The 14,916-nt window shown below is 71.7% G+C and carries 11 protein-coding genes and 1 pseudogene; 4 read left to right on the forward strand and 8 right to left on the reverse strand.

What is annotated here, in order from left to right; genetic code table 11:
- Positions 1–62 precede the first annotated feature (62 nt).
- Positions 63–701, reverse strand: a complete 639-nt coding sequence (locus AB0J40_RS09055; protein ID WP_364449678.1) for a response regulator transcription factor — start codon at positions 699–701, stop codon at positions 63–65.
- A gap of 166 nt (positions 702–867) precedes the next feature.
- Here AB0J40_RS09055 and AB0J40_RS09060 point away from each other — a divergent pair, with 166 nt between their 5' ends.
- The 4 genes from AB0J40_RS09060 to AB0J40_RS09075 all read left to right on the forward strand — a co-directional run bounded on the left by AB0J40_RS09060 (position 868) and on the right by AB0J40_RS09075 (position 7,626).
- The gene (locus AB0J40_RS09060) at positions 868–2,262 is read left to right on the forward strand and encodes a cytochrome ubiquinol oxidase subunit I (protein ID WP_364449681.1); all 1,395 of its coding nucleotides are present in this window, start codon (positions 868–870) and stop codon (positions 2,260–2,262) included.
- Between the two features lie 12 nt (positions 2,263–2,274).
- A complete protein-coding gene (cydB, locus tag AB0J40_RS09065) occupies positions 2,275–3,294 on the forward strand; it encodes a cytochrome d ubiquinol oxidase subunit II (protein WP_364449684.1) in 1,020 nt (339 codons plus the stop codon).
- Entirely contained in the window at positions 3,291–6,692 is a 3,402-nt protein-coding gene (gene cydD, locus AB0J40_RS09070; protein ID WP_364449686.1) for a thiol reductant ABC exporter subunit CydD, read from the forward strand. The genes cydB and cydD overlap by 4 nt, the downstream gene beginning before the upstream one ends.
- Positions 6,693–6,795: 103 nt before the next feature.
- Complete coding sequence (locus tag AB0J40_RS09075; RefSeq protein ID WP_364449689.1) at positions 6,796–7,626, forward strand: helix-turn-helix domain-containing protein; 831 nt, start codon at positions 6,796–6,798, stop codon at positions 7,624–7,626.
- 48 nt (positions 7,627–7,674) lie between these two features.
- Here the strand turns inward: AB0J40_RS09075 and AB0J40_RS09080 are convergent, their stop codons facing one another.
- The 7 genes and pseudogenes from AB0J40_RS09080 to AB0J40_RS09110 all read right to left on the reverse strand — a co-directional run bounded on the left by AB0J40_RS09080 (position 7,675) and on the right by AB0J40_RS09110 (position 14,903).
- On the reverse strand, positions 7,675–10,020 hold the full coding sequence (locus tag AB0J40_RS09080) for a phosphoketolase family protein (protein WP_364449691.1): 2,346 nt from the start codon (positions 10,018–10,020) through the stop codon (positions 7,675–7,677).
- On the reverse strand, positions 10,017–10,919 hold the full coding sequence (locus AB0J40_RS09085) for a universal stress protein (protein WP_364449693.1): 903 nt from the start codon (positions 10,917–10,919) through the stop codon (positions 10,017–10,019). Before AB0J40_RS09085 ends, AB0J40_RS09080 begins: the two co-directional genes overlap by 4 nt.
- Positions 10,916–11,527 (reverse strand): CBS domain-containing protein, encoded by a 612-nt coding sequence (locus AB0J40_RS09090; RefSeq protein WP_364449696.1) that lies wholly within the window; start codon positions 11,525–11,527, stop codon positions 10,916–10,918. The genes AB0J40_RS09085 and AB0J40_RS09090 overlap by 4 nt, the downstream gene beginning before the upstream one ends.
- Before the next feature lie 181 nt (positions 11,528–11,708).
- Entirely contained in the window at positions 11,709–12,638 is a 930-nt protein-coding gene (locus tag AB0J40_RS09095) for a universal stress protein (RefSeq protein ID WP_364450078.1), read from the reverse strand.
- An 81-nt stretch (positions 12,639–12,719) separates the two neighbouring features.
- Positions 12,720–12,881: pseudogene (locus tag AB0J40_RS09100) on the reverse strand (DUF1918 domain-containing protein); the annotation flags it as partial.
- 13 nt (positions 12,882–12,894) lie between these two features.
- Positions 12,895–14,283, reverse strand: a complete 1,389-nt coding sequence (locus AB0J40_RS09105) for a DUF4389 domain-containing protein (protein ID WP_364449698.1) — start codon at positions 14,281–14,283, stop codon at positions 12,895–12,897.
- A 32-nt stretch (positions 14,284–14,315) separates the two neighbouring features.
- A complete protein-coding gene (locus AB0J40_RS09110) occupies positions 14,316–14,903 on the reverse strand; it encodes a CBS domain-containing protein (RefSeq protein ID WP_364449700.1) in 588 nt (195 codons plus the stop codon).
- Between the last annotated feature and the right edge of the window lie 13 nt (positions 14,904–14,916).

Below are 14,916 nucleotides of genomic sequence, written 5' to 3' on the forward strand. Positions count from 1 at the left end.
TCGCGGCGGCATACGATCAAGGTCGGGATCTCACGACCGCCCGTCACCGATGTGGCCGGGATTCACTCGCCCTGGTTGCGGAGCTCGGTGGCCAGAACGGCCGCCTGCGTCCGGCGTTCCATCCCGAGCTTGGTCAGCAGCCGGGAGACGTAGTTCTTCACCGTCTTCTCCGCCAGGAACATCCGTTCCGAGATCTGCCGGTTGGTCAGGCCCTCCCCGATCAGCTCCAGCAGCTTCCGCTCCTGATCGGACAGATCGGCCAGCGGCCCCTTCTTCGTCTGGCTGTCGCGCAGCTTCGCCATCAGCGCCGCCGCCGCGTGCGCGTCCAGCAGGGACTTGCCGGCGCCGACCTCGTGCACCGCCGAGACCAGGTCCATGCCCTTGATGTCCTTGATCACGAACCCGCTCGCCCCGGCCAGCACCGCGTCCAGCATCGCCTGCTCGTCGGTGAACGACGTCAGCATCAAGCACTTGAGCTCCGGCAGCTTCGACCGCAGCTCCCGCGCCAGCTCGATCCCGTTGCCGTCCGGCAGCCGCACGTCGAGCACGGCCACGTCCGGGTTCAACGCCGGGATCCGCGCCAACGCCTGGGAGACGCTGCCGGCCTGCCCGATCACCGTCAGGCCCTCGTCCTCGTCCAGCAGATCGGCCACCCCGCGACGCACGACCTCGTGATCATCGACGAGAAACACCCGAAGCATCCGACCTCCCGAAATCCGGTTCGACGGAGATCAGCGTACGACCACAGGGCCCTGGGCGGCAGGGACCCGAGACCGTCGGGGAAGTGACCAAGGACCCTCTCGCCGGAGGGCCCGCACACCGGATGCTGCCGAGGTCAACATCCGTCCGCCCGATCAGGAGATCCGGATGAGCAACCTCGACCTGGCGCGATGGCAGTTCGGGATCACCACCGTCTACCACTTCATCTTCGTCCCGCTGACCATCGGGCTGTCGTTCCTGGTCGCCGGGATGCAGACCGCCTGGGTGCGCACCGGGAACGACCGCTACCGCCGGATGACGAAGTTCTGGGGGAAGCTGTTCCTCATAAACTTCGCCATGGGGGTGGCGACCGGCATCGTGCAGGAGTTCCAGTTCGGGATGAACTGGTCGGACTACAGCACCTTCGTCGGCGACATCTTCGGCGCGCCGCTGGCCATCGAGGGCCTGCTCGCGTTCTTCCTCGAGTCGACGTTCCTCGGGCTGTGGATCTTCGGCTGGGACAAGCTGCCGAAGAAACTGCACCTGGCCACGATCTGGCTCGCCTCGATCGGCACCGTGCTCTCGGCGTACTTCATCCTCGCCGCCAACTCCTGGATGCAGCACCCGGTCGGCTCCGCGGTCAACCCCGCCACCGGCCGCGCGGAGCTCAAGGACTTCGGCGCCGTCCTCACCAACTCGACCGCCGTCGGCGCCTTCGCGCACACCATCACCGCCTGCTTCCTCACCGCCGGCATGTTCGTCGTCGGCATCAGCGCCTGGCAGCTGCGGAAGGGCCGCAACGCCGACGTGTTCCGGCCGTCGATGAAGCTCGCCCTGGTCACCGTGCTGATCGCCAGCCTCGGCGTCATCGTCACCGGTGACCTGCAGGCGCGCCTGATGACCCAGCAGCAGCCGATGAAGATGGCCGCCGCCGAAGCGCTCTACGACACCGTCGCGCCCGCGTCGTTCTCGCTGTTCACCATCGGCTCGCTCGACGGCTCGCAGGAGAAGTTCAGCATCCGCGTCCCCGGTGTCCTGTCCTTCATGGCCACCGGGAAATTCGACGGCCGGGTCGAGGGCATCAACGATCTCCAGGCCGCCGAACAGCGGCAGTACGGGCCCGGCGAATACCGGCCCGACATCCCGGTCGCCTACTGGACGTTCCGCCTGATGATCGGCTTCGGCTTCCTCTGCCTGCTGATCTCGCTGGTCGGGCTCTGGCTGTTCCGCCGCGGCCGCACCCCGCGCGCCCGCTGGTTCTTCCCCGTCGCGACGCTCGGGATCGCGCTGCCGTTCCTGGCCAACAGCGTCGGCTGGATCTTCACCGAGATGGGCCGCCAGCCGTGGTCGGTGTTCGGGGTCCTCAAGACCGCCGACTCCGTGTCGCCCACCGTCTCCGCGGGCAGCGTGCTGACCTCGCTGATCGTGTTCACCGTGCTCTACGGCGTGCTCGCCGTCGTCGACGGCGTCCTGATGGTCCGCTACGCCAAGGCCGGTCCGCCACCACCCGAAGCCCCCGAACCCGAGACCGACGAGCCGCGCCCCGCGGCCTTCGCCTACTGACGGAGCAGCGCCATGGCCCTCACCGACATCTGGTTCCTGCTCATCGCCGTCCTCTGGACCGGCTACTTCGTCCTCGAAGGCTTCGACTTCGGCGTCGGCACCCTGCTGCGCGTCCTCGGCCGCGACGACACCGACCGCCGCGTGCTGATCAACACGATCGGCCCGGTGTGGGACGGCAACGAGGTCTGGCTGCTCGTCGCCGGCGGCGCCACGTTCGCCGCCTTCCCGCTCTGGTACTCGAGCCTGTTTTCCGGCTTCTACCTCGCGCTGTTGCTCGTGCTCGTCGCGCTGATCCTGCGCGGGGTCGCGTTCGAGTTCCGCGGCAAGATCGACAGCCCGCGCTGGCGGAACACCTGGGACTGGGTCATCGTCTTCGGCTCCGCCGCGCCCGCGCTGCTGTGGGGCGTCGCGTTCGGCAACATCGTCCACGGCGTCCCGCTGGACGCGCAGCACCACTTCACCGGCACGTTCTTCACGCTGCTCAACCCGTACGCCCTGCTCGGCGGGCTGGCCACGCTCAGCCTGTTCACCTTCCACGGCGCGGTGTTCCTCGCCCTGAAGACGACCGACGCGCTGCGCGACCGCGCCCGGACGCTGAGCCGCGCGCTCGGCGGCGCCGCAATCGTTTTCGGCGGCGTGTTCCTGGCCTACACCGCGATCGAGCACGGCGGCTGGTCCTGGCTGACCTCGCTGGTCGCCGCGCTGCTGCTGGTCGCAGGCGTGCTGTTCACCGCGGGCGAGCGGGACGGCCTCGCCTTCGCGAGCACCGCCGCCGCGATCACCGCGGTCACCTTCACGCTGTTCTGGTCGCTCTACCCGGACGTCCTGCCCTCGACGACCGACCCGGCGTTCAGCCTGACCACGACCAACGCGTCCTCGACGCCGTACACGCTGCAGATCATGACCTGGGTGGCGGTTGCGTTCACCCCGATCGTGCTGGCCTACCAGGCCTGGACGTACTGGGTGTTCCGCAAGCGGATCAGCCGGGCATCGATCCCGGCCGGCGGCGGCCTGCCGGCGGGCCACCGGTGAAGCCCCTCGACCCGCGGCTGCTGCGCCACGCGAGCGCGGTACGGCCGTTCGTCCTGGCCTGCGCCGCGCTGGGCGTGCTCACCGCGATGCTGGTGCTCGCCCAGGCGGAGCTGGTGGCGAAGACGATCACCTGGGCGTTCCTCGACGGCTTCGGTCTCCCCAGCCTGGCGCTGCCGCTGGGCCTGCTCCTGCTCGTCGTGCTCGCCCGAGCCGGCCTCGCGTGGCTGTCGGAAACGACCGCCCACCGCGCCGCCGCCCGTGCCCTCTCGCAGCTGCGGGAGGCGGTCATCGCGGCCGCGCTGCGGATCGGGCCGCGCCGGGCGGACCGGTCCCCCGCGGAGGTCGCGGCCCTGGCCACGCACGGCGTCGACCGGCTCGAAGGATACTTCGCCCGTTACCTGCCGCAGCTGCTGATCGCCTCGGTCGTCCCACTGGTCGTCGGGGTGCGGATCCTGCTCGCCGACTGGGTCGCCGCGGTCATCGTGGGGTTCACGGTGCCGCTGATCCCGCTCTTCATGATCCTCATCGGCCTCTACACGCAGCGTGATGTCCGGCGACAGTGGAAGACGCTTTCGGTGCTGGGCAACCACTTCCTCGACCTCGTGGCCGGCCTGGCCGAGCTGACGGCGTTCGGCCGGGCGCGGGCCCAGCTCCGGTCGCTGCGGGAGATCACCGAGAAGTACCGCACCCAGACCCTGAAGACGCTGCGCGTCGCGTTCCTGTCCGCGCTGGCCCTGGAGCTGCTGGCCACGCTGTCGGTCGCCGTCGTCGCCGTGTCGATCGGCCTGCGCCTGCTGGCCGGTGAACTCGACCTTCGAACCGCGTTGGTCGTGCTGATCCTCGCGCCGGAGGTCTACCTGCCGCTGCGCGCGGTCGGTGCCCGGTTCCACGACAGCGCCGAAGGACTCGCCGCGGCCGAAGAGATCATCGCCCTCGCCGACACCCCCACCGGCGACACCGGCACCCGCACCGTTCCCGACCTCACGCAGGTGGCGCTGCGGTGTGAAGACGTCACGGTCGAAGGGCGGTCCGGGCCGATCCTCGACCGGTTCACCCTCCGTGTCCCGGCCGGCGAGATCGTCGGCGTGACCGGGCCGAGCGGCGCCGGGAAGTCCACCCTGCTCGACGTCCTGCTCGGCTGGCGGCGTCCCGACCACGGCCGGGTCCTGCTCGGGGACGTGGATCTCGCCGGCATCGGCCGCGCCACCTGGCACCGGCACCTCGCCTGGGTCCCGCAGCAACCGCACCTCGTCGCCGGCACCGTGGCGGAGAACATCCGGCTCGGCTCCCCCGACGCCACCGACGACGCCGTGGCCGCGGCCGCCGACACCGCAGCACTCGACGTCCCGCTGTCCACAGTGGTCGGCGAACTCGGCGCCGGGCTGTCCACCGGGCAGCGCCGCCGCGTCGCACTGGCCCGCGCTGTCCTGCTCGACCGGCCCCTGATCCTGCTCGACGAACCCACCGAGGGCGTCGACGCGGAGACCGAGGCAGCCGTCCTCGACCGGCTGCCCGCGGTGCTCGCCGGGCGGACCGCCGTGATCATCAGCCACCACCCCGCGGTGCTGGCCCGGTGCGACCGGGTCGTCACCCTCGGCGCGCCGCTCAGTGCGACCGCCACGTTGCCGGCACCCGCCGTCGCCCCGGCCGCGACTCGCCCCGCCGTAGCCGCACCGGCCGCCGAAGCGGCCACCACGGCGGGATCGGGCTCGACGTGGCGGCCGCTGCTGGACGCTGTGCGCCCGTACCGGTGGCGCCTCGCCCTGGCGTGCCTCGCCGCGACCGCCGCACTGGGCTGCGGAGTGGCGCTGACCGCGACGTCGTCGTGGCTGATCGCCGGCGCCGCGCTGCACCCGCCGGTGCTGAGCCTCATGGTGGCGATCGTCGCCGTACGCACTTTCGGCCTGGCCAAGGGCATCCTGCGCTATCTCGAGCGCCTGCTGTCCCACGACGTCGCCCTGCGCGCGCTCACCGAACTGCGCGTGCGGATCTGGGACCGGCTGGTCCGGATCGGTCCCGCCCGCACGTCGCGCCTTCGCCGCGGCGACCTGTTGCACCGCCTGGTGTCCGATGTGGACAGCCAACAGGACGTCCTGGTCCGCGGTCTGGTCCCGGGCATCTCGACGTTCACCGTGCTCGCCGCGACCGCGGTCACGCTGGGCGTGATCCTGCCCGGTGCTGGGCTCGCGGCCGCCGTGGGCCTGTTCGCGGCCGGGATCCTCGCCCCGCTGGTCGCGGCGGTGACGGCCCGCCGGGCGCAGCGCGAAACCGCCCGGCTGCGGACCGAGCTCGCCGCCGGCACCGTCGAGTTGCTCCAGGCCTCGGCCGACCTGATCGTCCACGACGCGGCGATGCGCCGGCACCACCGGCTGCGGGAGCTCGACGGCGGACTGACCACCCTCGCCCGGCGGTCCGCGATCCGGCGCGGGCTCGGCTCGGGGATCGCGACGCTCGGCGTCGGCCTGACGTCGGTCGCCTGCCTCGTGCTGGGCATCCTGGCCGTGCGAGCGGGCACCATCCCCGGGCCGGCCCTGGCCGTGCTGGCGCTGACGCCGCTCGCGACCGCCGAACTGGTGGCCGGCTTGCCGGAGGCGGCGCAACGGCTCCTCGGCGCCGGGCACGCCGCGCGCCGGCTCGCCGACCTCGACGCGGTCCCGGCCTCGCAGCCCGAGCCCGTGGTCCCCGCGCCCGTCGCGGTGGAAGTGGCGGCCGAGCGGCTCGCCGTCCGCTGGCCGGACAGCCGCCACGACGTGGTCCGAGACGTCACCCTGCGGCTCGGCCCCGGCCGGCGGCTCGCGCTGACCGGCCGGTCCGGCGCAGGCAAGAGCACCGTGGTCGCGGCGCTGATGCGCTACCTCACCCCGACGGCCGGTCGCGTCCTGCTCGACGACGTCGACACCCGCACCTACGACGGCGACTCGGTGCGGGACCAGATCGCCTGGTGCGGACCGGAAACGCACCTGTTCGACAGCACGCTGCGGGAGAACCTCCGCCTGGCCCGGCCCGCTGCCGCCGACTCCGAGCTTCGGGCCGCCCTGGACCTGGCTCAGCTGGGACCCTGGCTGCGTGCACTGCCCGACGGCCTCGACACGGCATTGGGCACCCACGGAACCACGGTGTCGGGCGGCGAACGCCAGCGCATCGGGGTGGCCCGCGCGCTGCTGTCGGACCGTCCGATCCTGCTGCTCGACGAACCCACGGCCCATTTGGACGCCCCAACGGCGGCGGCTTTGGCGGCCGACGTGCTGACGGCGACGGATGGCCGGTCCACGCTGGTGGTCACCCACCGGCCGGCGGAGTTCGCGGCGCTGCCCGCGGTCCACCTCACCAACGCCACCGCATGTCGTTCCGGGTCTTTGCCCACGGCTTCCACACCGCATCGACCAACTCGGCTCTGAACGGCGCCAGGGGTCGACCCAGGCGTGGCGGCTGTTGACCTTCACCCTCGGGAAAGCCGCAGAGTGGTCGTGACCGGGTGTCCGCCCGGGACGAGGAGCCCGCATGAGCATGGTCGGTATCGGTGAGTTCTCGCGACTGTCGCGGCTGTCGCCCAAGGCACTGCGGCTGTACGACGAACTCGGTTTGCTGGTGCCGGCCCGCGTCGACGCGGACAACGGCTATCGCTGGTACGCGGTCACGCAACTGGACCGGGCCCGCATGGTGGCCTCGCTGCGCCGCGTCGGTGTCCCGCTGGCCCGGATCCGGGCCATCTTGGCGTTGGATCCCGAAGCGGCCGCCGAGGAGATCCGCGCCTACTGGGCCGACGCCGAAGCCGACCACGCCGCCCAGCGCGTGCTGGTGGGCCGCCTCGTTGATCACCTTCACGGGAAGAAGGCCGCCATGTACGAGGTCACTGTTCGCGACATCCCTGAGCGAAGGCTGCTCAGCTTGGTCAGCAGGGTGAACCAGGACGAGCTGGAACCCATGACGCGGGAACTGTTCATCCACCGGTTGCGCGGGGGCGGCGTTCCGCGGGTCGAGGGGACGGCGGGTGCACCGTTCACGATCTACCACGGGGAGGTGAGCGAAGACAGCGACGGCCCGGTCGAGTGGTGCTGGCCGGTGCCCGACGACCAGGCTGCCGAGATCGCGGCCGGGTTCCCGGATCTGACCCTGCGCACGGAGCCGGCGCACCAGGAAGCGTTCGTCCGGCAGGAGACGCCCGGGCCCTGGGTCGCCGGAAGCCAGGTGGAGGTCGCGGTCGGTGCCCTGTTCGCGTGGGCTTCGGAGCACGACCGTCATCCGAACGGAGGCGTGCGTGGCGTGCTGGTTCCGGACCCCGCCCGCCAGGGGACCGGGCCATACGTCGAATTCGCGCTGTCGCTGCGCTGAGTGGAGCCGCGAAGGGCCGCCGCGGTGTGACTGCGGCGGCCCCTCCTCTCAGTCCTCCCAGGCCCAGTTCCGGATCTCCGGCAGGTCCTCGCCGTGCTCGCGGATCCACCGGCCGTGCCGGCCCTGGGCCTCGGTCATCCGCTGCCGCAGCACGCCCGCCGTCGCGACCAGGCCCGGCACCCGGTCGATCACGTCGATCACCAGCTGGAACCGGTCCATGTGGTTGAGCACCAGCATGTCGAACGGCGTGGTCGTGGTGCCGTGCTCGGTGTACCCGCGCACGTGCATCCCCGCGTGGTTCGTGCGCCGGTAGGCCAGCCGGTGGATCAGCCACGGGTAACCGTGGTAGGCGAAGATCACCGGGCGGTCCGGGGTGAACAGCGCGTCAAACTCGCGATCGCCGAGACCGTGCGGGTGCTCGGCCTCCGGCTGCAACCGCATCAGGTCGACCACGTTCACCACCCGCACCGCCAGGTCCGGCAGCTCTTCCCGCAAGATCTTCGCGGCGGCCAGGATCTCCAGGGTCGGGGCGTCGCCGGCGCAAGCGAGGACGACGTCGGGCTCCCGGTCGGTGTGCGTGCTCGCCCACTCCCAGATGCTCACGCCGCGGGCGCAGTGCAGCGCGGCCTGCTCGGCGTTGAGCCAGTTGGGTGTGTCGTTCTTGCCCGCCACCACCACGTTCACGTAGTCGCGGCTGCGCAGGCAGTGCGCCGCGACCTCCAGCAAGGTGTTGGTGTCCGGCGGGAAGTAGATCCGCACGACCTCGGAGCTCTTGTTCGCCACGTGGTCGACGAAACCCGGGTCCTGGTGGGAGAACCCGTTGTGGTCCTGCCGCCACACGTGCGAAGTGAGCAGGTAGTTCAGCGACGCCACCGGGCGCCGCCACGGGATCTGCCGGTGCACCCGCAGCCACTTGATGTGCTGGTTCACCATCGAGTCGACGATGTGCACGAACGCCTCGTAGCACGAGAACAGCCCGTGCCGCCCCGACAGCAGATAGCCCTCGAGCCAGCCCTGGCACAGGTGTTCCGAGAGCACCTCCAGCACCCGGCCGTCGGCCGACAGGTGCTCGTCGACCGGTTCGACGGCGGCCTGCCACTGCTTGCCGGTGACGTCGTAGACCGCGTCCAGCCGGTTGGACGCCGTCTCGTCCGGCCCGAACAGGCGGAAGTTCGCCCGGTCGGCGTTGAGCGCGAAGACGTCCCGCAGGAACCGCCCCAGCACCCGGGTCGGCTCGGCCGCCGTCGCGCCCGGGCTCGGCACGTCCACGGCGTGAGCCGCGGTGTCCGGCAGCGCGAGGGGCCGCAGCAGAATGCCGCCGTTGGCGTGCGGGTTCGCGCCCATCCGCCGCTCCCCCGCGGGGATCATCGCCGTGACGTCGGCGACCGGACGGCCACGGGAGTCGAACAGCTCCTCCGGACGGTAGGAGCGCAGCCACTGCTCCAGCTGCTTCAGGTGCTCCGGGTTCTTGCGGACTTCCGCCAGCGGGACCTGGTGGGCGCGCCAGGTCCCTTCGACCGGCTTTCCGTCCACAACGGACGGTCCGGTCCAGCCCTTGGGGCTGCGCAGCACGATCATCGGCCACACCCCGCGCCGCCGCGCGAGGGTGGCGACCGCCGAGTCGAGCGCGGCGGCCATCGCCTGGTGCATCGTCTCCGGATCGCTGCCCTCGACGTAGATCGGCTCGTAGCCGTAGCCGCGCAGCAACGCGTCCAGCTCGGCCGGCGCGATGCGCGACAGCACGGTCGGGTTGGCGATCTTGTAGCCGTTGAGGTGCAGGATCGGCAGCACCGCGCCGTCGCGGACCGGATCGAGGAACTTGTTGGCGTGCCACGACGTCGCCAGCGGGCCGGTCTCGGCTTCGCCGTCACCGACCACGCAAGCGACGAGCAAACCGGGATTGTCGAAGGCCGCACCGAAGGCGTGCGCCAGCGAGTAGCCCAGCTCCCCGCCCTCGTGGATCGAGCCGGGCACCTGAGGCGCGACATGGCTGGGAACACCGCCAGGGAACGAGAACTGCTTGAACAGCTCCCGCATGCCACCCGTGTCCCGCGTGACCTCCGGCCACGCTTCGGTGTAGCTGCCTTCCAGCCACGTGTTCGCCAGCAGCGCCGGGCCGCCGTGGCCCGGGCCGGTGACGAGTATGGCGTTCAGGTCGTGGGCGAGGATCGCGCGATCGAGGTGGGCGTAGACGAAGTTGAGGCCGGGCGAGGTCCCCCAGTGCCCGAGCAGTCTCGGCTTGACGTGCTCGGGCCGGAGCGGTTCGCGCAGCAACGGATTGGCCATCAGGTAGATCTGGCCGGCCGAAAGGTAGTTCGCCGCCCGCCAGAGCGCATCCACCTGAGCCAGCTCGGTGCTGCCGAGGACCGCGGGGCGGGCGTCGACGGCGGTCATGCCTCCGGCTCCGGGCGGACCACGAGCACCGGGCAGTCGGCGTGCTGGACGAGCGCCTGGCTGGTCGAGCCCAGGAGCATGCCGGTGAAGCCGCCACGGCCACGGCTGCCGACGACGACCAGCTGGGCCGCCTTGCTCTCCTCGAGCAGGACGTGCCGTGGCCGGTCGCGGACCAGCTTGCGGCGGACCTCGACGTCGGGGTACTTCTCCTGCCACCCCGCGAGCCGCTGGCCGAGCAGCCGCTCCTCCCCCTCTTCGAGGGATTCCGGCTGGGTCAGGATGCGTGCACTGCCGAAAGCGTCCTCGTAGGTCACGTCGGTCCAGGCGTGCACCGCGATCAGCGGTGTCCCGCGCAGCGAAGCCTCCTCGAACGCGACGGCGATGGCCTGCTCGCTGTTCGGGCTGCCGTCGACGCCGACCACGACCGGGCCGGTCTCCGGAACGGCTGTGGAGCGCTGCCGGCCGCGGACGACCGCGACCGGGCAGTGGGCGTGACCGGCGACCGACGCCGCGGTTCCGCCGAGGAGCATGTCGGCGAACCCGCCGGTGCCGGTCCGGCCGACGACGAGCAGCCGGGCGTGCCGGGACTCTTCGATCAGGACGGGTACCGGCGGATCGTTGGGCAGCTCGGTCGTGAGGACGAGGTCCTTGTCGATCGACGTGGCCAACGCGCGGGCGTCGGCGATGGCGCGTTCGCCGTCCTTCTGGACCGCTTCGAACAGCGTCGCCGCGCCGATGCCGGTCATGCCGCCGCCGTAGTAGAGGCCGGCGACCTGCAGCCCGTGCACGATCTTGAGCTGGAGGTGCCGCCGGGAGGCGAGCTTCGCCGCCCACGTGACGGCGGCGGTCGAGCCCGCCGAGCCGTCCACGCCGACGGTGATCCTCGGGTCGGTGGTCATCGTGTCTGCTCCTCACCCGCGTAGGCGGTGTCGGCGGCGACGACGCCGGGCACGGCGAGCGCCAGCAACTGGGCTACGTGCCGGTCGGTGTCGTCGTCGTACTGGTCGGTGATGTGGACGTGGCCGTCGCGGACGTCGATCTTCCAGCGGCCGGTGCCGCCGTAGATTTCCAAGCGGTGCTTGACGTCCCGGGCGATGTCGGTGTCCTCCCGCGCGAGCATGCGGACGACGTCGCCGCGGGTGACGATGCCGACGACGGCCGAGCCGTCGACGATCGGCATCGCCCGGATGCGGGCGTCCACCAGCGCCTGGCACAGCTCCGCGACGTCGGCGCCGGTGCCCATCGCGGTGACGGGACTGGTCATCACGTCCCCGACCGTCGTCCCGGCGACGGCGGCATCGTGGTGCCGGTGGGCTTGGCGCGGGTCGGCGGGGATCCGGCCGCGGATCAGGTCGGCCTCGGTGACGATGCCGATCAGGCCGCCGTCGTCGTCGACCACGGGTAGCGCGGTGAATCCGTGCATGGACAGCAGCTCAGCCGCCTCCTTGGCCGAAGTCCACGGCTGCACGGTGATCACCGGCGAAGTCATCAGGTCGCGTGCGCGCATCGGAAGTTCCTTTCCTGTCACCTCCCAACCTAGGAAGGACGGACTCCGGTGACCGCTGGCGTCGGTCACCGGTCGCGGGGACTTACGTCCCTTCTTGCGATCACGCCCGTAACCGACGGAGTGCACCCCGGAGATGTCCACTGTGGCCGGCAGCCGCACCTTGGCCCACGACTGCAGGTGTTCATGGCGTCCTCCCGTTCCGTTGGGGCCGCACCACCGCCACCGGGCAGGGCGAGTGCGCGATCAGGGCCTGGCTGGTCGAGCCGAGCAACATGCCGGTGAACCCGCCGCCGCCACGGCAGCCGACCACGATCAGCTGCGCCTGCTCGCCGCGCTCCAGCAGCCTCCGCACCGGCCGGCCCCGCGTGACTTCGAGCTCGATCGTCAGATCCGGGTACTTTCGCTGCCAGCCCACGACTTGCTCGGCGAGTTTGACGCGCTCCGCCGTTGCTATGTCGTCCGGGTTTTCCTCCATCGGGTGCGGCCGGAGCGTGCCGTCGGCGAGGACGTCGCTCCAGGTGTGCACCGCGACGAGTCCGGTGCCGCGCAACCGCGCCTCCTCGCAGGCGAAGGCGATCGCGGCGTCGCTGTCGGGCGAACCGTCGGTGCCGACGACGACCGGCCCGGTGACCGGTGGCGGGTCATGCGGCTTCCGGCCGCGGACGACGACGATCGGGCAGTGCGTGTGGGCGGCCACGGCGACCGCGGTGGAGCCGACCAGCAACCCGGTGAAGCCGCCCAGTCCCCGCGAGCCCAGCACCAGCAGTTCGGCGTGCTGCGACTCCTGGACCAAGGCGGTGACCGGGCTCCACTCCCGGGCGGCCGTGGTGACGTCGAGGCCGGGCTGCTCGGCGAGTACGGCGGCCCGGGCGTCGGCGAGCCAGCCTTCGGCCCGCTCGGCCAGACCCGCCCGGACCTGCTCGTGGGTGCCGAACGCGACCGGCGCCTTCACCTGCGGCAGGGCGTACACCTGCACCAGCCGCAACGGCCGGCCCCGGCGAACGGCCTCCGCACCGGCCCAGACGGCGGCCTGCACCGCGGAGGCCGAACCGTCGATCCCGGCGACGATCGCGCCGTCAGTGAAGCCGTGCTGGCTGTCCTCCTCGTGGATCAGGTGCCGGATCCGGTCGTACCGGGCGCGGGCCCGCACTTCGGCGGCCTGCTCCTCCTCGGCGGTGAGCACCACGGCGCCGGGTCCGGGGAACACCGTCGACACGTGGTCGTCGGCGGTCCAGCGGACGACGTACGGCGGTGTCCCGTCGGCGGAGTGCACCTCGAGGATGCGGCCGCGCTGGTCCGGCGCGCCGGTCCGCGGGCCCTTGATGACGAGCCAGTCGCCCGGCTTCGCGTGCATGGTCCTTCCCTTCTCAGATGTCCGCGGTGGACGGCTCGGGCGTGGTGGGCGTGCCCGGGTGCCGCGAAGCGTGGTGCGCCCCGATCCCGATCAGGGCGGCGCCGCCGGCCAGCATCGCGATCCCGATGACCAGCAGGCCGAGCGCGACCCAGCCGACGGCGGGCGCGGTCGCGCCGGCTTCCGCCCGCACGGAGATCCCGCGTGAGGAGTCGGCGTTCATCACGACGGCGGTCCACTGCCCGTCCAGGACCGGCCAGGCGAGGCCCTGGGTGCCCGGGCCGGACGTGCTCGCCACCCACACTCCGGCATCGCCGGGCGGGACGGCCGGGGCGCCGCCCGGGTGCGTCCGGTCGCCGGCGCGGCGGTCGGCGAGGGTGGTGTACTCGGTGCCGGCCAGGTAGCCGGCGACGGCGTCCGAGCGGCCGATGCCGACGAACACCGGGCGGCCGTCCGTGCTCGTGGCCCGGACCCGGACGGCACCGGCGAAAGCGGTGAACCCGGAGATGCCGTGCACCTGGACGGGATCGGTCATGACCGCGTAGCCGCTCGCGACGACGTCGGTCGATGCGGTCAGGTAGCCGTCGGCGTCGCGCTGGGTGCGGTCGGCCCACAGCAGTGCCCCGCCGCCGGTCAGCAATCCCATCGAGCCCAGCACCAGCACGGCTCCGGTCACCGCGGCGGCGATCCGGCCGCTCGTCCAGCCGGCGGGCCCGACCGGGTGCGCCGGCGGGTGCGGCGGCTCGTGGCCGGCTTCGGCGCCGCCCATGTCGAGCCGGAACGGCGGGTACTCGTCGGTCATCAGGGACACGTAGGCCGCGACCCGCAGCACCCAGCGGTCCATACCGAGCACGAAGTCGAAGATCGGCCGGGGGTAGCGGCCGGTGAACAGCAGAACGACCCCGGCGACCAGGACCAGTACGCCGACGAGCCCACCGGCGGCCCAGGTGAAGTCGTCGCTTCCGGAGCGAGACGCCAGCCAGCTGCCGCCGCCGACGAACAGGCCGACGACGACGAGGTGCGGGATCGCCAGCAGCCACCACTTCACCAGGACCAGCCCGCGCGAAAGCCGTTCGGGATAGGCGATTTCGAGCCGCGCCGGGTAGTCCGGGACGTCGGCGAAGGTGAACGGCGGGTACCGGTCGGTGCCCAGCGCGGCGTAGGAGTAGTAGTGCACCCGCCAGCTCCAGCGCAGCACACCCGAGGTGAACTCGAAGAGCGGGCGCGGATAGCGGCCGGTCACCAGGATCGCGAAGAACGCGGCGATCGTGACGAACGGGTAGGCGAACCACAGGAACGCCAGGACGACGTAGTGCGGGACGGCGAGAAGCCACTTCACCAGCCAGAGCCCGCGGGACAGCGGTTCGTCCAGCGTCGCCTCGACGCGGACCGGGTAGTCGGTCATGACACGCTCCTTTTCCACCGCGACAAGGATCTTCAGGTCCGCACCGACGCTTCTTCCCACAGCTCGACGCCGACGACGCCGTGAACCGTCTTCGCCAGTGCCGTCACGACGCGGCGCTCGGCCTCGTCGGTGAAGCCACCCCGGATCGTCACCATGCCGCCGGTGACGGAGATCGCCCACCGGTCGCGGTGCCCGGCGTAGTCGGTCAGCAGCGCATTGAGGTGTGAGGTGACCGAATCGTCCTGGCGCACCAACGGGCTGAGCAGGTCGCGGCGGCTGACGATGCCGACGAGCACACCGTCGTCGTCGACCACCGGGATGCTGCGCCGCCGGTCGCCCAGCATGTGCCGGGCGATTTCGGTGACGTCGGTGTCGAGCCCGACCGTCTCGGCGGGCGCCGTCATCACCGCGGCCACCAGCACGTCCGGGGCCGGTCCTACCCCGGCGACGCCGCTGCGGAGCGCGTCGGCCTCGGTGAACACGCCCAGTACCGCGTCCTCCTCGCCCACCACCGGCAGCGCCGCGACGCAGTGCTCGGTGAGCAGCACGATGGCCTCGCGCACCGGTGTTCCCGGGCCGACCCGCACGACCGGCCTCGTCATGATGTCGCGTGCTTTCATGGCGGTTTCCTCT

The sequence above is a fragment of the Amycolatopsis sp. NPDC049691 genome (genome assembly GCF_040675005.1).
Classification (GTDB): Bacteria; Actinomycetota; Actinomycetes; order Mycobacteriales; family Pseudonocardiaceae; genus Amycolatopsis.

Coding starts and splice junctions, on each gene's coding strand:
- AB0J40_RS09060 (WP_364449681.1), top strand. CDS start 868: ATGAGCAACCTCGACCTGGCGCGATGGCAGTTCGGGATCACCACCGTC.
- cydB (WP_364449684.1), top strand. CDS start 2,275: ATGGCCCTCACCGACATCTGGTTCCTGCTCATCGCCGTCCTCTGGACC.
- AB0J40_RS09110 (WP_364449700.1), bottom strand. CDS start 14,903: ATGAAAGCACGCGACATCATGACGAGGCCGGTCGTGCGGGTCGGCCCG.
- AB0J40_RS09080 (WP_364449691.1), bottom strand. CDS start 10,020: ATGACCGCCGTCGACGCCCGCCCCGCGGTCCTCGGCAGCACCGAGCTG.
- AB0J40_RS09105 (WP_364449698.1), bottom strand. CDS start 14,283: ATGACCGACTACCCGGTCCGCGTCGAGGCGACGCTGGACGAACCGCTG.
- AB0J40_RS09085 (WP_364449693.1), bottom strand. CDS start 10,919: ATGACCACCGACCCGAGGATCACCGTCGGCGTGGACGGCTCGGCGGGC.
- AB0J40_RS09055 (WP_364449678.1), bottom strand. CDS start 701: ATGCTTCGGGTGTTTCTCGTCGATGATCACGAGGTCGTGCGTCGCGGG.
- AB0J40_RS09090 (WP_364449696.1), bottom strand. CDS start 11,527: ATGCGCGCACGCGACCTGATGACTTCGCCGGTGATCACCGTGCAGCCG.
- AB0J40_RS09075 (WP_364449689.1), top strand. CDS start 6,796: ATGAGCATGGTCGGTATCGGTGAGTTCTCGCGACTGTCGCGGCTGTCG.